The organism is Acidovorax sp. Root219 (assembly GCF_001428665.1).
Taxonomy (GTDB): Bacteria; Pseudomonadota; Gammaproteobacteria; order Burkholderiales; family Burkholderiaceae_C; genus Acidovorax.
The window spans coordinates 368,340-393,269 of the sequence record NZ_LMIJ01000014.1; the positions used below are offsets into that span (position 1 = coordinate 368,340).

Here is a 24,930-nt window from a genome sequence, read left to right on the forward strand (position 1 = left end):
GCCAAATATATATGGCTGGCTTAAGCAATCTAGAATCAAGCCCTTCTAACGATGCCTCCGTATATGCACTCGCAGTACAGCAAGTGCATCTGCTTTAGCAACTGCATGAAAATCGTAGCCAACGAGACCTGACAGCATTATAGGACTCATTCATTCACCGCATTTCAAATGAAATATATTTCAAACCAGAGAATTATGAACATAGGGAAACCAAATAATGAGTGAAAGCTTTACTTCGATAGTCCGACGCAAGAAAATTCCATCACCCACAGCCAAAGAATTTACTATCGAAAAATGGAAGCTGGCTTGGGAACAGTGCAAGGAAAAGGACCTTGCAAGCGAAAACCTCTTTAATGCTGGACTGGTGCTGTCCTATACGCTTAAGGACTTGAGAGAAAAGATCGATGAACTGTACTCACGCCCGGCTGGAGCCTCCGCCCGCGAAATGATAACCGCATACTGCGGACTTGCAAATAGAGACATATTTATCACAACCAGAGCAACCGCAAAAAAAGGGGCCGATCTAACTTCACTTCGCTCTGCTAACAATAGGATGAAGAACGAACTCAGCCATGTCGAAATTTCAAATGGCGCAGTCGATGGGCTCGAAAAGGCAATCAAGCAACTCGTTTTAAACAAGGTGCCTGTGGGCGGTGCAAAAGCATCCTCCGATCCATTTCATTTCATGGTGACTGAAACAAATATCTCTCAACTCTATGCGATGATTGAGAGCTATTGGCAGGCACTCGTCTGGGATGACTACAAGCTTCAGCTCAAAAGCCAAGAAGATTTAATAATCTACCAAGAATCAACAAGCTTTTCACTTGCGTATGAAGCAGGTCAAATTCGCAATGAGAAGCGAATTCTTGCCCTTGCCCAACAACTACTAGACGAACACTTTGCAGCACCAGAAATTCGGCTTCAGAGTATTATTCTCTACGAACGAATCGGCAAACGAAAGAAATTAGTCACCAAAACGATTGGAGACTCAGAAAAAGGATATCAGATCCTGAATGTGGCTTTTGTAGCTCAGCAAATGGCGCTTGAGCAACAATTTCCAGTCGATTTCCTAAATTCCAGCCTCGAAGGAAGAAACTTCACTCTGTTCGATCTGATCGAAGCATTCCGACTGCTGTTCCTCTTGGCTCATGTCAGTCTAGAGGCATTCCCTCACTTTGAAAAACTTGACACCATTGGGAAAGCGTCCAAGTTCTCACCCACTGTAAGCTTAAATGAGCTGACAAGAGCAATCACGTCGGCAACGGGCTGGCCTCACCAAAAGGCCACCGATGTAATTGAATTCTTGATTTACGACGCCACCAATAAGAAAGATCTGTGGTGTCATCCACTTGTTAAAGTTGATGCTCATAATCTAACATATTTAGTTGCTTCACTCAACTCTCCAGTACTGCAGCGAGTCATAGAGCACTGGCATGGGGCGCTCAATATACCACTCAAAGAGAAGGGGACAGCCTTCGAAGACTATGTGCTGGAGCAAACTAATACCGCCCTAGAAGAAAACACAGTTATTCAAGATTATAACAAGGCAGTCAGCAGGACGTTGAAATCCGCAGAAGGAACTAGCGAACAAATCGATTTAGTTCTCAGACTAGGAAAAACAGTCCTCGTCGGTGACATGAAATCCATCGTAACAACAGACTCTCCACATTCTATTTTCAGAGGAAGGGAGCGGGTCAGCCAAGGAGTTTCCCAGATTAAGCGGAAGGCAAAATTCTTTAAGGAAAATATTGAACAATCTTTCCAGGCGTTAGGGTGGAAGTTTGATCCTAGCGCGGACTACAACATCATCAGCATGATCGTTTCCAGCAATCAAACTCTGTCGGGAGTCGTCTACGACGACGTCCCAGTCGTCGATGTTGAAATTCTATCAAAATACTTCCGAGATCCAGTTGTACCTCTAATGTCACTTGGAATTAACGATCACCTCGCCTGGTTTGAGCTTTATAGAAATTCGGAAGAGGTCGAAAATAACATAAGGCAATATCTGTCCACACCTCCGCAACTACCTTTGAGGGAAGCAGATTTCGAGCGCAAGGAATTTCAACTCCCACCACTAGGTGACTCTGATCTCAAAATTACCGTATCCAGAATACTTAAAAAGCCTCAAGATACACATACTCTGCTCAATAGAGAATATGATTTCCCACTACTAAAAAAACCAAACATTGACGATTATCTAAAAAAAATAGACGTCATGCTTTAAAAAAACAGTCAAAACACTTGTTTTTTCGACTATCAGAGTCCATTCGAAACTCGAAGTGTCTGCGAAGGTAGTTCTGCAAACCCCAAAAGGGCGGCAGGCGTTGTCACCATAAAAAGTGAAGCAGGCCTCAAGCAGGTCTGAGGACAGATTTTGCAGACCGATCCTAGATAGCCACGTCCTCCACCCGCCGCTCACTCCCCGGCGACCTCCCCGACCAGCGCTTGTACGCCCGGCTGAACGCCGCCTCCGACTGGTAGCCCAGGCTGTCGGCCAGCTCGGCCAGGCGCACCTGGCCTTCCTGCAGGCGCGACTGGGCCAGCGCCATGCGCCACAGGGTCAGGTACTGCATCACCGGCATGCCCACCGATGCCGCGAAGCGCGCGGCGAAGGCCGAGCGCGACATGGCCACCGCGCTGGCCAGCGAGGCCAGGGTCCACGGCGTGCCCGGCTGCTCGTGCATGAGCACCAGGGCCGGGCCGAGCTGGGCGTCCTGCAGGGCGCCCAGCCAGCCGGTGCGCGCGCCCGGGTCGTTCTGCAGCCAGGTGCGGATGGCCTGCAGCACCAGCACATCGGCCAGGCGCGTGGCCACGGCCTCGCCGCCGGGCTTGAGGTGCTGCACCTCCTCCTGCAACAGCGCCAGGATGGGCGAGAGCCAGTTCGATGGCCCGAGCGCCTGGCCGCTCAGCACGATCTGGCGCGGCAGGGCATGCACCAGGCGGCGCGCCAGCACGTCGTCGAAGCGCACGGCACCACAGACCAGGGAAACCGGGGCAGTGCCCTCCCCATGGCGCATGATTTCGAAGCGGCCACCAAGCTGCACGCGCGGCAGGCCGAAGAAGGCATCGGCCCGTGACGTGGCGGTAGACAGCAGGTCGTGCCCCTCGCCGCGCGGCACCAGCGCGAAATCGCCCGCGCGCAGCAGCACGGGCTCGGCCCCTGGCACACGCAGCCAGCATTCGCCGGCCGTGATGGCATGGAACATCAGGCAACCCGGAATCGGCGGCAGCGCGATGCCCAGCGGCGGGTGCAAGTACGAGTAGCAGTAGATCACGCCCGTCATGCGCAACAGGTGCAAGGCCCGGCCCAGCGGGTCGTTGGCGGCAGAGGCGGCTTCAACCTGGATGTCCATGCCGTACTCTAAGCCGGCCTGGACGAATAATCAATAAACACCGACCTTTCATCATTGGCATGCCTGCCCGTGGACGAGACACTGGACGCCTGTTTGTTCCACAACCCCTTGGAGTTCCACATGTCAGACATCGCAGTAATGGGTGCCACCGGCCACACGGGCAGCGTGATTGCCCGCAATCTCTTTGCGCTGGGCCACCGCGTGCGCGCCATGGGCCGCTCGGCCGAGCGGCTCGACGCCTTGCGCCAGCAAGGTGCGCAGGTGATCGTGGGCGACTGTGCCGACCCGGCCTACCTCACCCGCGCCTTCGAAGGCGCCGACGCCGTGTACGCCATGATGCCCTTCGACCCCACGGCCCCCGGCTTCATGGAACTGCAGCGCGCGCAAGGCTGGGCCATCGCGGAGGCACTGCAGGCAGCCCGCGTGCCCCATGTGGTGGCGCTCAGCAGCCTGGGAGCAGACCAGCCCACTGGCACCGGTGTACTGACCAGTCTGTACGAGCAGGAGCAGCGCCTGCGCACGCTGCAGCAAAGCCATGTGCTGATGCTGCGCCCTGCCATGTTCTTCGAAGGCCTGTTCAACCTGCTGCCCGGCGTGAAGTACGGCGGCAGCCTGGCCGATGCCTTCGCGCCCGGCTTGGCCATCCCCATGATCGCCACGCGCGACATTGCCGATGCCGCCACTGGGGCACTGGACCAGCGCGGCTGGACCGGCCACAGCGTGCGCGAGCTGCTGGGGCCCGGGGACCTGAGCCACGACCAGCTTGCAGCCTTCGTGGGCGGGGTGATCGGCCAGCCGGCGCTGGCCTACCAGCAGTTGTCCTACGACGACGCCGCCCAAGGCATGGCCGCAGCCGGCATTGCGCCGGACCTGGCCCGATTGCTCACCGAGATGGCGCGCGGCCTTAACGAGGGGCGCGTGCACTCTCTGGAAGGTCGCAGCGCGCGCAATACCACCGCCACCCCGCTGCAATCCCTGGCCCCGGCGCTCAAGGAAGCGTACGAGGCCCTGCCCTAAAAAGAAAGAGAAGGCTGTCACCCATATACCGCCAGGGGGTGCTTCATTTCATCAACCCAAAGCCGTATCCAGCACCATCATGATCACAAAGCCCAGCATCAGCCCACCGGTCGCCCAGGCCTCATGCCCCTTGCGGTGCGATTCGGGGATGATCTCGTGGCTGATCACGAACAGCATGGCGCCGGCGGCAAAGCCCAGGCCCCAGGGCAGCAGGCTCACCGAGTAGCTGACCACGGCGGCACCGACCACCGCGCCGATGGGCTCCACCAGGCCCGAGGCCATGCCCAGCCCCACCGCCAACCAGCGCTTGTAGCCGGCGGCCAGCAGCGCCACGGCCACGACCAGGCCCTCGGGCACGTCCTGGATGGCGATGCCGGTGGTCAGCGCGCTGGCACGCATCGCGTCGCCGCTCGCATACCCCACGCCGATGGCCAGGCCCTCGGGCAGGTTGTGCAGCGCGATGGCGAACACGAACAGCCAGGTACGCCGCAGCGTGCGCGAGGTCTGGCCCTCCACGCCCTTGATGAAGTGCTCGTGCGGCAGCAGGCGCTCCATCAGCAGCAGCACCAGCGCACCCAGCAGGATGGCGGCACCCATGGTGCCGCCCGCCTCCCAGGCCCCTGCCCCGGCTGCGCGCGAGGCATTGATGCCCGGGATGATGAGCGAGAACGAGCAGGCCGCGAGCATCACCCCGGCGCCAAAGCCGAACATGGTGTCCTGCGTGCGCTCGGAAATGCGCTGCGACAGCATCACCGGCAAGGTGCCCAGGGCCGTGGCCAGGGCGGCAGCGCTGCCGCCCAGCAGGGCCGACAGCACCACCGGCTGGCCCGCAATCCACTGCCAGATCTGCCAGGTGCCGACCACGCCCCCGGTGACCACGATGGCCAGCCCCAGCCACTGGCGCCAGTGCAAAGGCTGCTGGCGGGCAGCCGGGGTCAGGCCGGCCGGCAGCGCGGCATGGTCGGGGGATGGCGGGGGAACAACGGGCATGGTGTCGGCTCCGGGTGGCATCGGGTCAGGGTGCAAGGCGCAGTGCCGGTCGGCTCAGCCGCGCGCCAGGGCGTAGCGGCGTGCCACCTCGGCCCAGTCCACTACGTTATAGAACGCCGCGATGTACTCGGGGCGGCGATTTTGGTACTGCAGGTAGTAGGCGTGTTCCCACACGTCCAGGCCCAGGATGGGGGTGTTGCCCGACAGCAGGCCGGCCATCAGCGGGCTGTCCTGGTTGCCCGAGCTCTCCACGACCAGTTGGCCGGCGCTGGTCACCGACAGCCAGGCCCAGCCGCTGCCAAAGCGCGTGAGCGCCGCCTTGGTGAAGGCCTCCTTGAACGCATCGAAGCCGCCCAGCTCGGTGGCAATGGCCGCCGCCAGTTCGCCCTGCGGCTCGCCGCCGCCTGTGGGGGACATCACGGCCCAGAACAGGCTGTGGTTGGCATGGCCGCCGCCGTTGTTGCGTACGGGGCCCTGCAGGTTCTCGGGCAGTTGCACCAGCCCCGCCACCAGCTCGTCGATCGGCAGACCGGCATGGGGCGTGCCTTCCAGCGCGGCGTTCAGGTTGTTGATGTAGGTCTGGTGGTGCTTGGTGTGGTGGATCTCCATCGTGCGGGCATCGATATGGGGTTCCAGCGCATCGTAGGCATAGGGCAAGGCGGGCAGCGAATAGGGCATGGGGTCCTTTCAGGGGTGGGGAAGAATAAGAAAAAGCTCAGTGGGCAGCGCCTTGCAGCACGCCCGAAGCAGCGGCCAGCACGGCGCTGATGTCGGGGTGCGCGCCATGCGCCTGCACATGGCGCAACAAGGCGGCGTGGGTTTCACGGCTGTGGCGCCATGCGGCCTGCTGCAGCGCAGCGCCCCGGCTGCCATCGGCCATCAGGCCCAGCAGCGTGGCGTGTACGCTGCACAGCAGTTGCGCGCACTCCTCCAGTGCGCCGGCCTCGACCTGCAGGTCGGCGAGGTTCAGGTGCGAGACCACCAGGGCGGCAATGCAGTCGTCCTCGCGGCCGGCCGGGGGCTCCTGGGCAATGCGCAGGGCAATGACCAGAGCCTGCTGCTGGTAAGCCAGCGCCATGACGGGCTGGCCCATGCGCAGCGCGGCATTGGCGCGCTGCAGCGTGCGCTCCCAATGGGCCAGCGTGGCGGGCTCGGGCGCCAGGGCGTCGCGGGCAGTGTTGGCGGTCGAAAGGCTGGCTGCGTGGCGCAGGTCCATGGCAATGCTCCTGGTGGGAGCCTTTTGCGGTGGACGGGGCGTAGCGTACTCAGGCAATTAAATGATATGCATTCTCATTCGTATTGTCTAGTGAGGAGGCTTTGGGGGTCCGTGGGCGTGAACTCGGAAGCCTGCATCCGACGCAAGATCAGCGGAAGACAAGCTGAAGGGAATTGAGATAAACCAACCAAAAACGCGACAAATGGGATTTTCGGGAACGTGGCGGGGATGGAGTGGGACAGGCCCGGTGTAATGGCGGCAACGATTGTCGCCAACCGCTCAGCCGACTCGGGCAGGGTCGAAAAGGTCGTGCAGGGTGTCCGCTGCCAGCTTGGTGTGAATGCGGGTGATCAGCTTGCGCATGCCGCTGACGGTCATGTCGTACTGGCGGGCCAGTTCGTCATAGTTGTCGCCCAGAAACTTGCTCCAAATTTCCAGTTCAAGGCGCACCAGCTAGCAGCAGGTCTTTGGGGGAAGGAAATGATCTGCCCGCCCCAGTGCTTCGCCCTCAGTCGACGGCAGCGTGATCCACGCCGAGCAAACGCAAGTAGCGGCCACCTAGTCCAAATGGGGGAGGCAGGCCCCAAATCCCCATCCTTTGTTCACAATGGCTGTAACAAAGGAGATACAAATTGATCGAATGGGCTTGGATGCAGCGTCTGGTCGAAGGCTTGAAGTCGCAGGCATATCTGAAGAATTGGGGCGATGGTGCAGTTGGCTGCGTCCAAGGCAACGTCATAGTGGTGGACCTGATCCTGCCGATGCGTAGCTGCTGCGGCACCTGCCACACACTGAGCGCAGGCTCAAACAAACATCAAAAACGAAGGAGGGACGTATGAACAAGGGAACGAGCGCTACCACTATCGCTGCGCTGGCAGCGGGTCTCGCGCTGTCCGCAGCACTGGCAGGCTGCGACCCGAAACAGCCGCAAGCCGCTCAAACAGCTCCGCTGCCTGTGGCGGACGTCTCCACCCCTGACAGGGCACTCAAGTCCTACTGGGCCCAGATCGACTGGCTGACTGCGTCGGACCATGCCCTCAAACGCCATAACCGAGCTGGTGATTCTTTCCAGCAGGGAACAGCGGGCCTGTCGAAGGTGGCGACCGCGCAGCTCGTAAGCGACGTGAAGTTTGAACAACCGCTCTACACCTACTCGCGCGAGATCTCCGAGGCCAAGGTCGAAACGGACTCGCGGGCGATAGTCGTCACTAAGATTCGCAACAGTACGCCGCTGCCACCTGGGACCACGTTGACTGCCGCCGACACAAAGCGCCGGGAGGAAGGTGACCAGTACAAGTATGTGATGGAGAAGCAGCAAGAGGCCTGGAAGGTGGCCGAGATCTGGCGCTGGAGCTCCTACGGCTCCACGTATGAAAAGGTGCAGCCGATTGAGGGCTCCGTTCCGCCAATTTATGTGACGTTCGGCGGGTACTGATGGGGCCCGGTTCGTGGCGCGGTTGCTGTTTCCGGTTGCCTGCGGCGTGTGCCTGGCAGATTGGCGGCACGCGAGCGATCTACGGCACGCTCAAAGCCAACGCGCGCCATCCCACGCAGGAAGAGAGCCACAAGGCTGAGTTCGAATACATCTAGAACGCAGCCAGCCAGCTTAAGCCGCACCGAGGTGCATTAAGGATATGAATGGAATCGGTTCGGGTCAATATCGCCTATAGGCCGCTGCGCATTTGTTGGGCAATAAGAGCCGGGGACAAAGAGGGCTTTCGAAAGGCCGTGCGTCACTCGCACGCACTATGGGGGGGACGCTTCAATCCGATTGTGATTGTTGACCGCGAGCCTGACGCGACGCTAATCGTTGAGCTCTTCCGCCCTGACATCATCCTCCCCGTCGGCGACTCCGATGAGGTGCAAACCTTTGCGAAGAAGTTCCCGCATCTGATCAACCCTTTCCATCAAGACGAACTTTTCGTGGGGTCTGGGTCTGAGGACACTCGCGCCCATGTGCTCGACATCCAAAACACCCTTCAATATCTGCATCACCGACCTGAGTGGAAGGAATGGAAAGATAGGGGATTTCGACTCTATCGATGGGAAGAATACGATGCACTCGCAGACATTTTTTTGATGCAGTTTGGTAGCTACCCTCAAGACGTAGAAATCAACTACTGGAAGATGGTGAAAGAGTCCACTGACGCCCAAGAGTACGACCTTCACGACGGCGACGAACTGCCCTCAGACATCTTTGACCATCCGACCATTGCTTCTTTTTCAAGGTATGGTTTGGAGCGGCACTACAGCTCTCATTTCAGTGGGCACCGTCCGGGATTCTTTCTCGGCGATTCGAATAATCTCGATGATCTTGTCGCATGCTGGAACTTGAGGGCTGGCGATGAGAGCCTGTGGTTTGTAGACCTTAATCACATCGACAGATACAAGGCCATTGTTCCAAACTTTAGAAAATTGGCGCGCGCACTTCTTTCCTATCGAAGCGCCGAAGGTGGCTCAGCTGGTATCGCTATTTGGTCACGGGAGGGCAGCCCCGTCGACGTGGATACGGAAGCAATCAAAGTCAGCTTAGGTGATGGGCCCTGGCTGTACTGCACTGCAGGCTCGGCTTCGTGGAATGGACTCAATATACAGCCTCCTATGATGCATCTCGGGGAAGTGAACACTCTTGGTGTGTTGACGAAGGCAGCATCAGGAAAGCCAAAGGTTTCATTTGGCTTCACCGAGAAACCGTACTCTGGGGACATCTGGTTCGGGACGCAGCATCTTGTGGCATCTCTCTCATTCGGAGCAGGCTTCCGCGACGACGCGACAGACTATACGTTAGCCCCTCCGTTTGTACCTGAGCTGAACGAGTACTGCGCGCGTGCAATGCTGTTTGGCTATGCCAACCTTCGGCTCGAATCACAGCGGATTGCGGTGATCATTGACGCCTTCGATACCGACGAGACCATCTATCCGCTGCCTGTAGCGCCTCTGATTGAGAAAATTTTCGATCTAGTAGGCTTTGAGTCGAAGCTTAGTTCAGGCGGGCTTATCACTCGGCAATTGATCAATCAACTGGGGGGCGTGTCAGGCGCCATCGTTTTTAAAATCCCAGGCGTTAGGCGTCTTCTCAAGACCTACCGCCCCACAACTGCCTTCACCAAAAAATCTGCCGTACAGCTGATTGGAGCAAAAGAACCAGGAAAGAATGGAAGCAGCTTCGCAGATCATGAATATCTCCATCTTGGTCCCAGGCCGCCAAGAACAAAACTCCGGGCGCCAGATGTTTTTTCGCACCTGGTTGAAAAGGGGCTTTTCCGAGTAGGCGCTGAGCTGATCTGTACAAATTGTCAGATGCCCAGTTGGACGTCATTGGAGCAGCTTCGACAGAAGATCGATTGTGAAATGTGTGGTCAGCAGTTCGATGCGACCAAACAGTTGGTCAATGAAGAATGGCACTACCGACGTTCTGGAGTCTTGGGCGCCGAACGGAACGCGCAGGGCGCCGTTGCAGTAGCCATGACCCTCCAGCAGTTGGACACCAACCTAGATTCCGCATACCTACTTTCGCCATCTCTGGAACTAACCAGGAAAAACGGGGGGAAGGAACCGTTTTGCGAGGTGGATTTTGTTTGGATTGTTGCTAGACCTTTCCCCAAGAAAACGACCGTTATTCTGGCTGAATGCAAGGATGAAGGATTAGCATCAGCAAGGTCAGGAGATGGCGGCACGATCAACCAGAAGGACATAGAAAGCCTGAAAGCCGTTGCAGACGCGTTCCCTACAGATCGGTTCGATACATTCGTCTTGCTAGCCAAGTTATGTCCATTCACAGCCCAGGAAATCGAACTTGCCAAGTCGCTTAACGGACCCTACAGGCGCAGGGCCATCCTTCTCAGCGACAGAGAGCTGGAACCCTATCAACTTTACGATCGCACCGCCTTGTTATTCAACATCGCAGCCCGCGTGCGTGAGGCAGAGGACCTGGCCCTTGCAACAGAGTCGATTTTTTTTAACCCTCAACCGAAGTGAGACTCCTTAGCCGTACCTAACCGATCCGAGATGCGCCGCTGTAGCGCAGTTGGTTGAATAGTTCCCTCGTCCACAAGACGCCCCAGTCCCTCCTACAGACACTGATGGCTCACCCCTCGCGGGGTCTGTTCCACCACTGTCCTGCCCTTGGAGGGGCCCATGCAACTCAGAGACTCCGTTCCCGCCTGGCTGCGCGCCCCGCGCACGTCCACTTGGCTCGTCCCGGCGCTGGTGCTGATCGCGGTCATCGCCCCGCAGAAGTTCGGGCTCACGATCTACAAGGCCTCGCTGGTCTCGCTGGCCGCCGTCATGGCCTACTGGGTCGACCGCGCCCTGTTCCCCTGCACACGGCGCGACGGCTACCTGGCGCGCGACTGGCGGCTCGGCTCCAGTGAGCCCACTGGCGGAAACAGGCCCGACGTCATTAACAGGTAGTAACATTCAAACCTAGAAATGAAGCCGGGCCGGGGCATGGACACCCATCCGGTAGGCAGGGTACGGCCGATTGCCCACTGCCCCAAAACACGCCAGCATCGACCCTCATTGCAAGGCCCCTGCCCTCACCGCCGCACCCATGAAACGCTTCTACGTCGTTGCCTCGGTCCCCCTGCTGCTGGCGGCGTTGATTCCCATTGCGGCGTCGCTCTACCTGGCCCAGCGCAAGGCCCATGACGACCAGATCGCTTACCTGACCTCGCTGGCAGACGAGGTGCTGCGCCGGGGCATCGCTTCGCGCCAGCAGTTGGTGGCGGCGTTGAACGAGTTGGACAAGGACGCGAGCCCACCCTGCAGCCAGGCCAGCCTGGCCCGCATGCAGCAGATGGTGGGCACCTCGTTCTACCTGCAGGGCATGGGCTCGGTGGTGGACGGCCAGTTGGTCTGCAGCACGCTCACCCTGGGCAGCGGGCCGGTACCGCTCCCGGGCAAGCCGATGGTCACCTCGACCGGCATCTCCAGCTGGATCGGGGCGCGGCTGCCCTTTGCGCCAGAGCAGCCTTTCAATATCTACGCGCGCAACGGCCATGCAGTGATCATCCACCCCGGCATCGTGATCGACATGCCGGTGCTGCATGCCGACGTGTCGCTGGGCCTGGCGATCATCGCGCCCAAGGCACTGATCCGCTCCCGGGGGCCGCTGCAGGAGGCCTGGCTGGACCTTTACCAGGCGCCAACCCACAGCCTGGTGGAAAGCGACACGCACCACGTCGTGTTTCGCAGCTCGAAAGAGAACAACATCGCCGCCCTGGCCGCTGCGCCAAAGGCCCTGGCTTATGAAGGCCTGGCGGCCCAGGCGCTGGTGCTGGCACCCCTGGGGCTGTTCGCCAGCGCCACCCTGGCGCTGGGGGTGGCGGCGCTCACGCGCTGGACCCTGTCCTCCCGGTCGCGGCTGCGCGCGGGCCTCAGGCGGCGGGAGTTCTTCGTGCTCTACCAGCCCATCGTGGACCTGCAGACCGGCCAGTGGGCAGGCGCCGAGGCCCTGCTCCGCTGGCGCCGCAACAACGGTACGCTGGTCCCACCCGACGAATTCATTGCCGAGGCCGAGCGCACGGGCGTGGTCGCGCACATCACCCGCTACGTGATGGACCGCGTGCTCGAAGACCTGCCCGATCTACTCAAGGCCAGCCCGGGCTTCCATGTCAGCCTGAACCTCTCGCCCCAGGACCTGGTGGCCGATGGGCCCGTGCAGTACCTGCAGCAGCGCTTCGAAGCCATCGGGATGCCGCCCGGCTCGCTGATGCTGGAGGTGACCGAGCGTGGCCTGGTGGACATCGAGGCCGCCAGGCCCGCGCTGCAGGCGGGCCGGCAGATCGGCGCATCGATCGCCATGGACGACTTCGGCACCGGCTATTCGAGCCTGTCTATGCTCGAATCCATCGACATCGACACGCTCAAGATCGACCGCATCTTCATCGCCAGCATTGGCGCGCAGGCCGCCATCAGCCCGGTCACCACGCACATCATCGAGATGGCGCAGAAGCTGGAGCTGGACCTGATCGCCGAAGGCGTGGAAACCCAGTTCCAAGCCGACTTCCTGCGCGAGCGCGGCGTGCGCCATGCGCAGGGCTGGCTGTTTGCCAAGGCCATGCCGCTGGCCGAACTGTTGGCGGGCTTGAAGACCCAAGTCGGCCGGTAGACAGGCTCAGGCGCCCTTTTTCGCCCTCGCCGCAGGCGGTAGCACGCTGGCGCACACCCGCTGCAGGGCGGAGATGCTCGCATCGCGTGCGCCCGGGTACACCTCGGCCGGGTGGCGCGCAAGCCAGCGCGCCAGCTCGTTGATGGCGCCATTCAGGGCCGAGGCGCAGGCATCCACTTCCAGGGCAGACAGGCCCGCGGGTGCCAGGATCTCCGTGACCACGGCATGCAGCTGCTGGTAGCCATGGCGGGCATCGAGCTCCGCCCAGGCCTGGGCGCCCAGCACCGAGGGGCCGTCGATCAGCAGCACCTGGCGCGGGCCGGGGTGGGATACGGCGTCGATCCAGGCCAGCGCGCCCGCCATCAGTTGGTCTGCAGGATCAGCCTGGCCATCGGTCGCCCCGTCGATGGCGGCACTGAGCTCGGCATGCACGGCCTCGCAGACCGCAACGAACAAGTCCTTCTTGTCGCGAAAGTGGTGGTACAGCGCGCCGCGCGTCAGGCCCGTGGCCGCCAGCAGGGCCTCGGTGGAGGTAGTGGCATAGCCGTCCCGCTCGAACAAAGCGCGCGCCGCCGCGATGAGCCGGGTGCGTGATTGGGCGCCCTTCTCCAGCCGCCGGTTGCCCGCAGCGGGCCTGGAACTGGATTTTCCTATTGACATACAGACTGTACGTATCTACATTTATTGAACATACAGACAGTATGTACCCGATTGACATCTGCGGTCATCCCATCCTCGCCACAGGAGCCCCATGCCAACCCCCTCCCCCGCCACCCTTTCGCAACTGACCTCGGCCTACCCCCTGGTCACCACCGCCACCGTGCAGGCCTCGCGCGACTTCTTCGTGCAGCATCTGGGCTTCGAAGTGGTGTTCGAGGCCTCGTGGTTCGTGCTGCTGTCGCGCGGCAGCACCGAGGGCGGCACCACCTCGATCACTTTCATGGCGCCCGACCACCCCTCGCGCCCACCAGGCCCCGAGGTCTTCAACGGCCAGGGCCTGCTGCTGACCCTGCAGGTGGAAGACGCCCGACGCGAAGAAGCCCGCCTGCGTGCGGCCGGCGTGGAGATCGCCTACGCCGTGCAGCACGAGCCCTGGGGCCAGGTGCGCTTTCAGGTGCGCGACCCCTCGGGCCTGGTGCTCGACATCGTGGAGCAGGCCGAGCCTGCGCCTGGCTTCTGGGATGACTATGTGAAGTGACTTCAGGGGCACCCAGCGGTCTCGCCCGCGAGCAACCCGTTCAGTTGCCGTCAGGCCCTTCGGGTGCAAACACCTGGCCAGCCACCATGTCCCATTCGGCGATCTGCTCGTTGGCGGCGATCAGCCGGCCCACCAGCAGCTTGATGAAGGCCTTGTCGAAGCGCGACTGCAGGTCTTCGGACGCCTCGCGCAGCGCGGGGTTGCGGATCTTGAGCACCAGCACTTCGGTCTCGGCCACGGCGGTGGCGGTGCGCTGGCGGTTGTCGGGGCGCAGGTAGGTCATCTCGCCCAGGGTCACGCCCGCACCCAGGGTGCTCAGGGTCCAGCCCTGGCGGCTCACGGTCACCTGGCCCTCGATGAGGATGCAGAACGAGTCGCCGGGCTGGCCCTCGCGCATGAGCACGGTGCCCTGCTCCAGTCGGCGCCAGTTGCCCAGGCGCATCAGCTCCCACAGCGCCACGTCGTGAAAATCGGCAAAAAAGGGCAGCTCGCGCAGGCGCCCGAAGCGCTCGGCCTCGGTGTCCTGCGAGCGCTGGCGCGGCAGGTCGCGGTGGGCGTCGAGCAGCGCCTGGGCAAAGTCGCCCCAGGTGGCAAAGCGGTCGGCCGGCTTCTTGGCCATGGCGCGCAGCAGCACGGCATCCACATGCCCAGGCAGCGAGGCGCGCAGCAGGCTCGGGGGCGTGGGTTCTTCGTGGCTGATCTTGTACAGCGTGGCGAAGTCGGTCTCGCCGTCGAACGGGCGGCGGCCCGTGAGCAGCTCGTACACCACGATGGCCAGCGAGAACATGTCGCTGTGGTGCGTCAAATCTTCCTCGCGCACCTGCTCGGGCGACATGTAGGACGGCGAGCCCACCATGCCCGACAGCTGCGTGGCATCGCTGCGCAGCGACAGCGCGGCGCCGAAGTCGGTGAGCTTGACGTCGCCGTTGGCGGCCAGCATCAGGTTGGCGGGCTTGATGTCGCGGTGTACCAGGCCTTCGCGGTAGGCGTATTCGAGCGCATTGCAGCACTTGAAGGCGATGTCCAGCACCTGGGGCACGGGTAGCAGCGCATCGGCCCGGGCATGGGCCGCCAGGGGCTGGCCGTCCACGTATTCGAGCACCAGGTAGGGCTGGGCGGCGTCCTCGTCGGCGTCGAGCAAGCGCACGATGTGGGGATGCTTGAGCCGGCCGGACATGGCCGCCTCGTTGCGCAGCAGGCGGCGGTAGCGCTCGGCCTGGTCGGGCTGGGCCAGCAGGTGGGCGTGCATCTGCTTGATGGCCACGCGCTTGCCGCGGAACCCGTCGAGCCCCAGGTACACGATGCCGCTGGCACCGCGCCCGAGCTCGCGCTCGATGCGGTACTTGCCGATGGTGGCGGGAATGGTGGTGGGGGTAGCGGTCATGGGCATCCGGGTGGCGATGCCCTCATTGTGGCAAAACCAGCGGCCCGCAACCACGCCCCGGGCTCCAGGGCGGGCATTTCGCACGCAAGCGACTGCCATGTGTGCAGGGCTGTGCCACCTGCGCTGTTCCGTTGTGGAACAACGGGTGTGCCATGGCACACCGGCATGGCGCGCCAGCCGCTGCCGGCGCACGCCCGCCGATGGGGGCGCAAGCCGCATGGGCATTGGGTTGGCGCGCCTTCGCCGACACCGCACCCTGCCCCGCGTGCCGCTGGCACGGGCATTGCGCTCTGCAGGGGGTACAGGCACCGGCAACGGCGCCTGGCACATCCCAACCACCGCAGGAGACAAGCACATGAACATGGCAGAAATCGCGAGCCTCGGCATCGCCAACCCCTACAAGAAGCAATACTGCAACTACATCGGCGGCCAGTGGGTGGCCCCCATCGACGGGCAGTACTTCGAGAACAGCTCGCCCATCAACGGCCAGGTGTTCACCGCCATCCCGCGCTCGAACGACAAGGACATCAATGCCGCGCTGGACGCCGCGCACAAGGCCAAGACCGCCTGGGGTAAGACCTCGACCACGGACCGCGCCAACATCCTGCTGAAAATCGCCGACCGCATGGAGGCCAACCTGCTGACCATCGCCGTGGCCGAGACCATCGACAACGGCAAGCCGCTGCGCGAGACCATGGCGGCCGACATTCCGCTGGCCATCGACCACTTTCGCTACTTCGCGGGCTGCATCCGTGCGCAGGAAGGCGGCATCAGCGAGATCGACCACGACACCATGGCCTACCACTTCCACGAGCCGCTGGGCGTGGTGGGGCAGATCATCCCCTGGAACTTCCCGATCCTGATGGCGGTGTGGAAGCTGGCCCCGGCCCTGGCCGCCGGCAACTGCGTGGTGCTGAAGCCCGCAGAGCAGACACCCGCCTCCATCCTGGTGCTGCTGGAGATCGTTGGCGACCTGCTGCCGCCCGGGGTGCTCAACGTGGTCAACGGCTTCGGCCTGGAGGCCGGCAAGCCCCTGGCCAGCAGCCCGCGCATCGCCAAGATCGCCTTCACGGGCGAGACGACGACCGGCCGGCTGATCATGCAGTACGCCAGCCAGAACATCATCCCGGTGACGCTGGAGCTGGGCGGCAAGAGCCCCAACGTGTTCTTCGAGGACGTGATGGACGCCGACGATGGTTTCTTCGACAAGGCGCTCGAAGGCTTTGCGATGTTTGCGCTGAACCAGGGCGAGGTCTGCACCTGCCCGAGCCGCGCACTGATCCAGGAATCGATCTACGACCGCTTCATGGAACGGGCGCTCAAGCGCGTGGCCGCCATCAAGCAGGGCCACCCGCTCGACAAGGGCACCATGATCGGTGCGCAGGCCTCGCAGGAGCAGCTCGAAAAGATCCTCTCGTACCTGGACCTGGGCAAGCAGGAAGGCGCGCAGTGCCTGATCGGCGGCGAGCGCAACCACCTCGAAGGCGACCTGGCCGGCGGCTACTACGTCAAGCCGACCGTCTTCAAGGGCCACAACAAGATGCGCATCTTCCAGGAGGAGATCTTCGGGCCCGTGCTCTCGGTCACCACCTTCAAGACCGAGGAAGAAGCGCTGGAGATCGCCAACGACACGCTGTATGGCCTGGGCGCCGGGGTGTGGAGCCGCGACGGCAACCGCGCCTTCCGCATGGGCCGTGGCATCCAGGCCGGGCGCGTGTGGACCAACTGCTACCACCAGTACCCGGCGCACGCGGCCTTCGGCGGCTACAAGCAGTCGGGCATCGGCCGCGAGAACCACAAGATGATGCTGGACCACTACCAACAGACCAAGAACCTGCTGGTGAGCTACACGCAGGCGCCGCTGGGCTTCTTCTGAGCACGCGCAGCATGGCCGATACCCTGGCCCCTGTAGCCCATGAGGCCGACCGGCAAGGCCATGGCACGGCCCCACCGGTCCGCGTCACGGCCACGCCCGCGGCCCTGGAACTGATCGCGCGGCTGCACGCGCAGCACGGCCCGCTGATGTTCCACCAGTCGGGTGGCTGCTGCGATGGCAGCGCGCCCATGTGCTTTGCACGCGGCGAGTTCATGACCGGCGATTCCGACGTGCTGCTCGGGTATGTGGCTGGCGAGCCCTTCTACATGAGCCGACCGCAGTTCGCCGTGTGGGAACACACGCAGCTGACCATCGACGTGGTGCCCGGCGGGGGCGGCATGTTCTCGCTGGAGCGGCCCACGGGCCTGCGTTTTCTGATCCGCTCGCGGCTGTTCAGCGAAGCAGAAGCACAGTTTCTGAAGCTGCACCCGGTGGCTTGACACGAAGCCCGCCCGGGGCACAAAACATCTCAGGCGGGCTTCATTCAGTGCCCTGGCCATGCCTTCAAGGTCCACCGGCGGTATGCTCGCGCAAAGACCCACCGAAGGAGACCCTGTGACCGCAAATGCCACCACGTTCCGCGGGCTGCACGCCAATGGCACCCTGCTGCGCCTGCCCAACGCCTGGGACGCTGCCAGCGCCAGGCTGTTCGAGAGCCTGGGGGCCACGGCCATCGCCACGACCAGCGCGGGCGTGGCCTGGTCGCAGGGGTACCCTGACGGCTACGCCATGCCCGTCGAGGTGGTGCTGGCGTTCGCGAAGAACCTGGTGCGGGTGCTGCAGGTGCCCTTGTCCGTGGACATGGAAGACGGCTATTCGGACGACCCGGCACAGGTGGCGGACCTGGCTGCGCGGCTGGCCGAAGTGGGCGTTGCCGGCATCAACCTCGAAGACGGGCGCAAACCCGCTGAGCTACTCGCACGCAAGGCCGAGGCGATTCGGGAGCGGCTGGCCAAGGACGGGCTGGACCTGTTCATCAACGCACGCACGGATGTCGTGCTGGCACGGCTGGTCGATGAGGGCAGCCAGGTCGAAGAAGCGATCACGCGCGGCCATCTGTACCGCAGCGCGGGCGTGGATGGCCTGTTCGTACCCGGGCTGACCGATGCCGCGCAGATCCAGGCCGTCGTGGCCGGTGTCGACCTGCCGCTGAACCTGATGGCCTGGGGCGGCCTGGCCAACGCCACGCAGCTGCAGGCCCTGGGGGTGAAGCGGCTCAGCGCGGGCTCCGGCATCCCGCAGGTGTTGTGGGGCCATGCCGCGAAGCTGGCGACGGATTTTCTGCAGGGCGGCGAATCGGACAAGCTGCAGGGGCAGATCCCGTACGGGCAGATGCAGAACCTCTTCAACGGCCCCTGAAAGGCCCGCGCTGCCGCGAGGCCGCGCGCTTCAGCCCACCGCCTGGGCGCGCAGGTGCCGGTACACCGTATTGCGCGATACGCCCAGCGCACGCGCCACGGCTGAAACATTGCCGCCCTGTGCGGCCAGGGCCTGCGCGATGGCCGCGGCGGTGATGGCCTGCAGGGGCTGCGCGGCGGGTGCGGGTGCGATTGCGAGCGCTGCAACCTCCTCGCATTCCTCCAGAAAATCCTCGGGCAGGTGCTCGCGCCGTATGGCGGTATCGCCCTCGGCCATCAGCGCCGCTGTGCGCAGCACATTGGTCAGCTGGCGCAGGTTGCCCGGCCAGGCGCAGCGCGCGAACAGGTCCATGACCTCGGGGCACACGGGCAGCGGCGGAGCGGCGGGCTCGGTGCCCGATTGCAAAATGCGCTGCACGATGGCGGCCAGGTCGCTGCGCTCGCGCAGCGCGGGCAGGCGCACCACCAGGCCATTGAGGCGGTAGTACAGGTCCTGGCGAAAACTGCCCTCGGCCATCATCGCGCGCAGGTTGCGGTGGGTGGCGCAGACCACCTGGATGTCCACCTCGACCTGGCGCGTGCCGCCCAGGGGCGCCACGCTGCGCTCCTGCAGCACGCGCAGCAGGCGGGCCTGCAGCGCCAGAGGCATGTCGCCGATCTCGTCGAGGAACAGCGTGCCGCCATGGGCCTGCACGATCTTGCCGGGGCTGCCCTTGCGCCGTGCACCGGTGAAGGCGCCCTCCTCGTAGCCGAACAGCTCTGACTCGATCAGCGATTCGGGGATGGACGCGCAGTTGACCGCCACGAACGGCGCCTGTCGGCGCGGCCCGTCGTGGTGGATGGCGCGCGCCAGCAACTCCTTGCCGGTGCCGGTCTCGCCCAGGATCAGCGTGGCGATGTCGCGGCCCAGCAGCTTGGTGACACGGTCAATGGCCTGGGCCAGCGCGGGGTCGCCGGTGTTGAGGTAGCGCAGACCGGAGAGCCCCGCGGAGCGGGCAGGCCGCACCTGGACGGGGGCCCCGGCCTGCCTTGGCGCATCACCGGACCACAGCCGCTCGGCCTGCGGCCGGACCTCGGGCCGGGCCATCACCGTCACGCCGCCTGGCAGCCGCAGCGTGAGCAGCGCCGTGGGCGCCCTGCGGCAATGGTCGAGCACCTGCCCCATCTCCACCCCGAACAGCGAGGCAAAGGTATGGGCCTGCAGCGCACTGTGCGACAGGCCCAGCTGGAACTGCCCGCTGCGGTTGGCCGAGAGAAAGCGCCCGTCGGTGCCGAAGGCCGCGAGCCCCTCTACCAGCGTGCCCAAAAACTCGGGCCGCGCGTGGAAGTGCAGTCGCACCGCATCTGCGTGGACCTGGTTCCAGAGGTGGTTTTCCACCATCTGGGCGGACATGCGCACCAGCGCCATGGTGTGCTTGCTCTGGCTGCGGTGGTCGCCGCTCACATCCAGCGCACCCAGCGCCCTGCCCTGCGGGTCGAGGATGGGGACGCATGAGCAGGTGAGGAACTGGTTGGCCCGCAGGTAGTGCTGGCCCGCATGCACCTGCACGCCCTGACCCAGGGCCAGCGCGGTGCCGATGGCGTTGGTGCCCTTGCGCTCCTCGGTCCACACGCCGCCGGGTCGCAGGGCCACGCGGTCGGCTCGGGCCACGAAATCGTCATCGCCCAGGGCATGCAGGATCACGCCCTCGGGATCGGTGAGCAGCACCATGCTGTGGGTGCCGGCGATCTGGTGGTAGAGCGTCTCCATCACCGGCAGCGCATGATCGGCCAGCAACTGGTTGCGCTGCAGCGTGCACCGCAGGTCCGCTCCAGCCAGGGGCATAACGTCCATCACGTCCTGCTCGCGCAGCCCGTAGGCGGCCGAGCGGGCATGGGCGTGGGGTATCAGGTCGCGCGGTGCCGCCATGGCGGCTTGCTCCAGGTGCATGGTTGTCTCCTTGCGGCCGTGGCAGTTTGCACTGCCCGGCATTTCAGGAAACCTTAGCATGCCGGCCTTACGCCAGCTTGCACCGGCAGGCTGGCATCGGGGGCATTTAGGCGAGGGCCTGTTCGAAGTCCGCCAGCAGGTCTTCGATCTCCTCCAAACCCACGGACAGGCGGATCATGCCGTCGCCAATGCCCATGTTGGCGCGCACGGCGGGGCCCGCCTCCCAGAAGATGGTGTGCGCCACGGGGATGATCAGCGTGCGCGTGTCGGCCAGGCCCGTGGCGTTGATCGGCAGTTGCAAGCGGTTGCAAAAAGACAGGCATTGGTCGGCATCGCGCAACTCGAAGGCCAGCAGCCACGAGCCGGCCTTGAAGTGCTTGCGCGCGATCGCATGCTGCGGGTGCGATTCGAGCATCGGGTAGTGCACGCGGGCGATGGCCGGGTGCTGCTCCAGCCACTGGGCCAGGGCCAGGGCCGTGGCGCTGGTGCGGTCCATGCGCAGGGCCAAGGTCTCGGCGCCCAGCGCGATCTGGTGTGCCGCTTGCGACGAGAGCATGCCGCCCATGTCGCGCAGGCCCTTCTTGCGCACCTGCTGCAGGCCCCAGCCTTTGGCGTCGCCCTTGCGGTAGGGGGCGAAGATGTTGGGGTAGCTGCTCCAGTCAAACAGGCCGGTGTCGGTGACCGCGCCGCCCAGGGCATCGCCCAGGCCGCCGATGCTCTTGGTCAGCGAATTGATGACAAGGCCAGCGCCCACGGTGACGGGGCGGAACAGGTAGGGCGATGCCACGGTGTTGTCCACCACGTAGAGCAGGCCGCGCTCTTTGCACAGGGTGCCGATGGCTTCGAGGTCGGGGATCTGCGTGCCAGGGTTGGCAATGGTCTCCACGAACACCATGCGCGTATTGGGGCGCACGGCGGCGGCCACCTGGGCGGCGTTGGTCACGTCCACCGTGGTCACTTCGATGCCCAGGTCGGCCAGGGTGCCGAACACGCTGTTGGTGTTGCCGAAGACGAACTTGCTGGCCAGCAGGTGGTCGCCCGCCTTGAGCAAGGTGAGGAACACCGCGCAGACGGCCGCCATGCCGGTGGCAAACACGATGGAGCCCTGGCCGCGCTCCATCTGCGTGACCTTGGCCTCCAGCGCCGCCGTGGTGGGCGTGCCCTGGCGGGCATAGTTGAAACCGCCCTTGATCGTGCCCTGGAACACGCCAATCAGGTCTTCCACCTTCTCGTAGCCGTATTGCACCGAGGTGTGGATGGGTTGGTGCACCGCACCGTACTCAGTGCCGGCCAAGCGGTCGGCATGCACGATCTCGGTGGTGAACTGGCGGGTGGGCTTGTCGTTGCTGCTGCTCATGGGAATGCGGGCCTGCTCGGCAGGCGTGAAAAAAGGAAGGTTCTCAGCGCTCGGGCGCGATGTGTTCGGCGTAATCGTACAAGGCGCCCAGGATGTCCTGGGTGCGGTCGTCGTCGGCAGTCTCCGAGAGATTGTCGATCTCGGTGAACAACTGCTCCACCGTGCGAGCACCACCCGCCCCGTCGAACAGGCAGGCGGCGCGGTGCGCCTCCCAGCGCTCCTGCTCCTCGGGCGAGAGGGTGGCGGGGAAGTTGCGTGCACGGTAGCGCCACAGCAACTCCTTTAAGCGCGGGTCGTCGAACGAGGGGCGGGTGCGCGCCAGCTTCTCGCCGCTCATGGCGCGCATGTCGTTGAGCTGGCGCCGGTCGCCGTTGCCCACGAAGCCGCCGTACAGGTCCTGGTCCACGTCGGGCGTGGGCTCCTCGGGCCGGGCGAACACCTGGGGCCAGATGCCGCTCATGTCGGGCAGCACGCGGGCGATCTCGGCGTGCTGGGCGGCCTGGGGCAGGTCCATGTTCCAGTGCCGGGCGCGCTCGGCCGTAAGCGTGTTCACGTTGCCCACCACCATGGGCGACTTGTTCAGGTGGATGGTCTTGATGGGCAGGCGCGTGACGCCCTCGGGCAGGTCGGCCGCGCGCGAGAACATGCGCAGGCGGATCTCCTCCACCCCCATGCTGGCCAGGGGCGTGGGGTCGTGCGCGAGGTCCCAGGCGATCAGCTCGTTCTTGTTGGTGGGGTGGCTGGCCAGCGGCCACATCACGGCCAGGCAGCCGCGCTCGACCGGGAACATGCCGGACACATGCAGGAAAGCCCTGGCCGTGATGGCCGTGGCCGGCAGGCGCAGCTCGGCCGCCACGCGGTCCTTCTTGTGCAGGCTGAGCGCGAAGTCGAAGAGCTTGGTATTGTGCTGGCGGATGAGGCGCGCCAGGGCAATGGTGGCGCGCACGTCCGACAGGGCATCGTGCGCGGCCTCGTGCAGCAGGCCATTGGCCTTGGACAGGTGCTCGAGCTTGAAGCTCGGCGCGCCGTCTTCCTTTTGGGGCCAGGTGATGCCGTCGGGGCGCAGGGCGTAGGTCATGCGCACCACGTCCAGCAGGTCCCAGCGGCCGCACTGGTTCTGCCACTCGCGCGCATAGGGGTCGATCAGGTTGCGCCAGAACATGAAGCGCGTGATCTCGTCGTCGAAGCGGATGGTGTTGTAGCCCACGCCGATGGTGCCGGGGCGGGCTAGTTCGGCCTCGATGCGGGCCGCGAAGGCGTGCTCGGGCATGCCCTGCTCCAGGCACTGCTGGGGCGTGATGCCGGTGATGAGGCACGAAACCGGGTCGGGCAGGTAGTCGTTGGCCGGCTGGCAGAAGATGTTCAGCGGCTCGCCAATCTCATTGAGGTCGGCATCGGTGCGGATGGCTGCGAACTGCGCAGGCCGGTCGCGCCGCGTGTTGGCGCCGAAGGTTTCGTAGTCGTGCCAGAGGAAGGTATGCATGGAATGAAATTGCTACGGTCAGAAACACCGGAACCCGCAAGTATGCCGGGCACGGGACAATGGGGAATGCCCATTTCGCTTGCCCCCCATTTTGCCCGCCGCTTTTTGCAGGTTGCACCCCACTCCGCCCTGACTGCCTTGGCCCTGGCCTGCGCCCTGTCAGGCTGCGCTACATCGCCCGCGCCCATCCCGCCTGCAGCGATACCAACACCGCCCCCCGCTACGCCGATAGCAGCCGCCCCCGTCACCAGCCCCGCGCCGCAGGATACCGAGCAGGCCGGCTTTGCCACCTGGATCGCCGGCTTCTCGCGCGAGGCCCTGGCTGCGGGCATTCGACCGGCCACCGTGCAGCAGGTGCTGGCCCATGCCACGCTGCAGCCGCGCGTGATCGAGCTCGACCGCGCCCAGCCCGAATTCAACCGCACGCCCTGGGCCTACCTCGACAGCGCCGTGTCGGCCCAGCGCATCGCCCAGGGCCAGGCCAAGCGGGCCGAACACCAGGCGGCCATCGACGCCGCAGCCACGCGCTATGGCGTGCACTCCTCCATCATCACCGCCATCTGGGGCATGGAGAGCAACTACGGCAGCAACTTCGGCAGCTTCCGCGCGGTCGATGCGCTGGCCACGCTGGGCTTCGAAGGCCGCCGCGCGGCCTGGGCGCGCAGCGAGCTGCTGGCGGCCCTGCGCATCCTGGACCAGGGCGACATCAGCGACGAGCGCATGGTGGGCTCCTGGGCCGGCGCCATGGGCAACACGCAGTTCCTGCCCTCGGTCTTTCTGGCCTATGCGGTCGATGCCGACGGCGATGGCCACCGCGATATCTGGGGCAGCATCCCGGACGTGGCGGCCTCCACCGCCAACTTCCTCGCGCGCATGGGCTGGCAGGCCGGCCAGCCCTGGGGTGTGGAGGTGCGGCTGCCGCCGGGCTTTGACTACGCGCGTGCCGAGCAGAACGTGCGCCAGGCGGCGGCCCAGTGGGCTGCCGAAGGCGTGCAGGGTGTGGACGGGCAACCGCTGCCCACGCTGGAGGCCGCCTCCATCGCCACGCCGGCCGGCGCACGCGGCCCGGCCTTTCTCGTGGGGCCGAACTTCCGCGCCATCCTGCGCTACAACAACTCGGTGAGCTATGCGCTGGCCGTTGGCCTGCTGGCGCGCCAGATCGACGGCGGCAGCGGCGTGGCCACCGCCTGGCCGCGTGACCTCGCACCGCTGTCGCGCAGCCAGATGCAGCAGATACAGACCCTGCTCAACCAGCGCGGCTTCAACACCGGCACGCCCGACGGCGTGATGGGCCCGGCCACGCGCGCCGGGCTGCGCCAGTACCAGCAGAGCCTGGGCACGGTGGCCGATGGCTACCCGACCACCGAGTTGTTGCAGCGGCTTGCGGCGCCCTGAACGCAGCACTGACCGTTAACAACCGCATACAATCGCGCCCTGTTGGTGCTCGCGGTCCTCTTCTGGAACGCAGTTCAACGGGAAGCAGGAGGGCTTGGCAACAAGCCTGACCTGCGCTGCCCCCGCAACGGTCGGTGGAAGAGCCTTACGGCTCGGCATCCCTCTTGAAGCCACTGGACGTACAACGTCTGGGAAGGCAAGGGACGCTTTTTCCACCCAGCCCGGATACCGGCCAACGAAGTGGCTTGCAGGCCTGCCTGC

General features: G+C 63.9%; 22 protein-coding genes and 1 riboswitch. Of the genes, 12 read left to right on the top strand and 10 right to left on the bottom strand.

Annotation, left to right across the window (positions count from 1 at the left end; genetic code table 11):
- Positions 1–217: 217 nt before the first annotated feature.
- Positions 218–2,224, top strand: a complete 2,007-nt coding sequence (locus tag ASE28_RS32110) for a hypothetical protein (protein WP_157422015.1) — start codon at positions 218–220, stop codon at positions 2,222–2,224.
- A gap of 163 nt (positions 2,225–2,387) precedes the next feature.
- Here the strand turns inward: ASE28_RS32110 and ASE28_RS17665 are convergent, their stop codons facing one another.
- Positions 2,388–3,353: an AraC family transcriptional regulator gene (locus ASE28_RS17665; protein ID WP_057267798.1), complete on the bottom strand. Its 966-nt coding sequence runs from the start codon at positions 3,351–3,353 to the stop codon at positions 2,388–2,390.
- A 120-nt stretch (positions 3,354–3,473) separates the two neighbouring features.
- Between ASE28_RS17665 and ASE28_RS17670 the strand changes: the two genes are divergently transcribed.
- Entirely contained in the window at positions 3,474–4,370 is an 897-nt protein-coding gene (locus ASE28_RS17670; RefSeq protein ID WP_057267799.1) for an NmrA family NAD(P)-binding protein, read from the top strand.
- A gap of 51 nt (positions 4,371–4,421) precedes the next feature.
- On the opposite strand, the gene ASE28_RS17675 is transcribed toward ASE28_RS17670, so the two are convergent.
- The 4 genes from ASE28_RS17675 to ASE28_RS31475 all read right to left on the bottom strand — a co-directional run bounded on the left by ASE28_RS17675 (position 4,422) and on the right by ASE28_RS31475 (position 7,026).
- Positions 4,422–5,360, bottom strand: a complete 939-nt coding sequence (locus tag ASE28_RS17675; RefSeq protein WP_235516154.1) for a ZIP family metal transporter — start codon at positions 5,358–5,360, stop codon at positions 4,422–4,424.
- Between the two features lie 54 nt (positions 5,361–5,414).
- On the bottom strand, positions 5,415–6,038 hold the full coding sequence (locus tag ASE28_RS17680; RefSeq protein ID WP_057267800.1) for a superoxide dismutase: 624 nt from the start codon (positions 6,036–6,038) through the stop codon (positions 5,415–5,417).
- A gap of 37 nt (positions 6,039–6,075) precedes the next feature.
- Positions 6,076–6,576 carry a hypothetical protein gene (locus ASE28_RS17685; protein ID WP_057267801.1) on the bottom strand — a complete coding sequence of 167 codons (501 nt, stop codon included), beginning with the start codon at positions 6,574–6,576 and terminating at the stop codon, positions 6,076–6,078.
- A 279-nt stretch (positions 6,577–6,855) separates the two neighbouring features.
- Positions 6,856–7,026, bottom strand: a complete 171-nt coding sequence (locus tag ASE28_RS31475) for a Mor transcription activator family protein (RefSeq protein ID WP_162262258.1) — start codon at positions 7,024–7,026, stop codon at positions 6,856–6,858.
- A gap of 182 nt (positions 7,027–7,208) precedes the next feature.
- On the opposite strand from ASE28_RS31475, the gene ASE28_RS32115 reads away from it, so the two are divergent.
- From ASE28_RS32115 to ASE28_RS17710, 5 genes are all read left to right on the top strand, one after another.
- Positions 7,209–7,415, top strand: coding sequence for a hypothetical protein (locus ASE28_RS32115; RefSeq protein ID WP_157422016.1), 207 nt, complete (start codon positions 7,209–7,211; stop codon positions 7,413–7,415).
- Positions 7,412–8,011, top strand: coding sequence for a hypothetical protein (locus ASE28_RS17690; RefSeq protein ID WP_057267802.1), 600 nt, complete (start codon positions 7,412–7,414; stop codon positions 8,009–8,011). Before ASE28_RS32115 ends, ASE28_RS17690 begins: the two co-directional genes overlap by 4 nt.
- A gap of 203 nt (positions 8,012–8,214) precedes the next feature.
- Positions 8,215–10,554, top strand: a complete 2,340-nt coding sequence (locus ASE28_RS32120) for a hypothetical protein (protein ID WP_157422017.1) — start codon at positions 8,215–8,217, stop codon at positions 10,552–10,554.
- Between the two features lie 159 nt (positions 10,555–10,713).
- Entirely contained in the window at positions 10,714–10,989 is a 276-nt protein-coding gene (locus ASE28_RS17705; protein WP_057267805.1) for a putative holin, read from the top strand.
- A gap of 139 nt (positions 10,990–11,128) precedes the next feature.
- On the top strand, positions 11,129–12,688 hold the full coding sequence (locus ASE28_RS17710) for an EAL domain-containing protein (RefSeq protein ID WP_057267806.1): 1,560 nt from the start codon (positions 11,129–11,131) through the stop codon (positions 12,686–12,688).
- Between the two features lie 6 nt (positions 12,689–12,694).
- Here the strand turns inward: ASE28_RS17710 and ASE28_RS17715 are convergent, their stop codons facing one another.
- Positions 12,695–13,348 (bottom strand): TetR/AcrR family transcriptional regulator, encoded by a 654-nt coding sequence (locus ASE28_RS17715; protein ID WP_082608117.1) that lies wholly within the window; start codon positions 13,346–13,348, stop codon positions 12,695–12,697.
- Positions 13,349–13,439: 91 nt separating this feature from the next.
- On the opposite strand from ASE28_RS17715, the gene ASE28_RS17720 reads away from it, so the two are divergent.
- Complete coding sequence (locus tag ASE28_RS17720) at positions 13,440–13,886, top strand: VOC family protein (protein WP_057267808.1); 447 nt, start codon at positions 13,440–13,442, stop codon at positions 13,884–13,886.
- A 40-nt stretch (positions 13,887–13,926) separates the two neighbouring features.
- Here ASE28_RS17720 and ASE28_RS17725 read toward each other — a convergent pair whose 3' ends face one another.
- The gene (locus ASE28_RS17725) at positions 13,927–15,270 is read right to left on the bottom strand and encodes a protein kinase (RefSeq protein ID WP_057203279.1); all 1,344 of its coding nucleotides are present in this window, start codon (positions 15,268–15,270) and stop codon (positions 13,927–13,929) included.
- A 355-nt stretch (positions 15,271–15,625) separates the two neighbouring features.
- Here ASE28_RS17725 and adh point away from each other — a divergent pair, with 355 nt between their 5' ends.
- From adh to ASE28_RS17740, 3 genes are all read left to right on the top strand, one after another.
- Positions 15,626–17,146, top strand: a complete 1,521-nt coding sequence (gene adh, locus ASE28_RS17730) for an aldehyde dehydrogenase (protein ID WP_057267809.1) — start codon at positions 15,626–15,628, stop codon at positions 17,144–17,146.
- Between the two features lie 11 nt (positions 17,147–17,157).
- The gene (locus ASE28_RS17735; protein ID WP_082608118.1) at positions 17,158–17,586 is read left to right on the top strand and encodes a DUF779 domain-containing protein; all 429 of its coding nucleotides are present in this window, start codon (positions 17,158–17,160) and stop codon (positions 17,584–17,586) included.
- Between the two features lie 115 nt (positions 17,587–17,701).
- Entirely contained in the window at positions 17,702–18,505 is an 804-nt protein-coding gene (locus tag ASE28_RS17740; protein WP_082608119.1) for an isocitrate lyase/phosphoenolpyruvate mutase family protein, read from the top strand.
- 30 nt (positions 18,506–18,535) lie between these two features.
- Here the strand turns inward: ASE28_RS17740 and ASE28_RS17745 are convergent, their stop codons facing one another.
- The 3 genes from ASE28_RS17745 to sbcB form a co-directional block, all read right to left on the bottom strand.
- Entirely contained in the window at positions 18,536–20,434 is a 1,899-nt protein-coding gene (locus tag ASE28_RS17745; protein WP_057267811.1) for a sigma-54-dependent Fis family transcriptional regulator, read from the bottom strand.
- A 106-nt stretch (positions 20,435–20,540) separates the two neighbouring features.
- A complete protein-coding gene (locus ASE28_RS17750) occupies positions 20,541–21,791 on the bottom strand; it encodes a cystathionine gamma-synthase family protein (protein WP_057267812.1) in 1,251 nt (416 codons plus the stop codon).
- Between the two features lie 43 nt (positions 21,792–21,834).
- The gene (gene sbcB, locus ASE28_RS17755; RefSeq protein WP_057267813.1) at positions 21,835–23,274 is read right to left on the bottom strand and encodes an exodeoxyribonuclease I; all 1,440 of its coding nucleotides are present in this window, start codon (positions 23,272–23,274) and stop codon (positions 21,835–21,837) included.
- Positions 23,275–23,340: 66 nt separating this feature from the next.
- On the opposite strand from sbcB, the gene ASE28_RS17760 reads away from it, so the two are divergent.
- Complete coding sequence (locus ASE28_RS17760; protein WP_057267814.1) at positions 23,341–24,669, top strand: lytic murein transglycosylase; 1,329 nt, start codon at positions 23,341–23,343, stop codon at positions 24,667–24,669.
- 26 nt (positions 24,670–24,695) lie between these two features.
- Positions 24,696–24,921: riboswitch (cobalamin riboswitch) on the top strand.
- Positions 24,922–24,930: the final 9 nt, after the last annotated feature.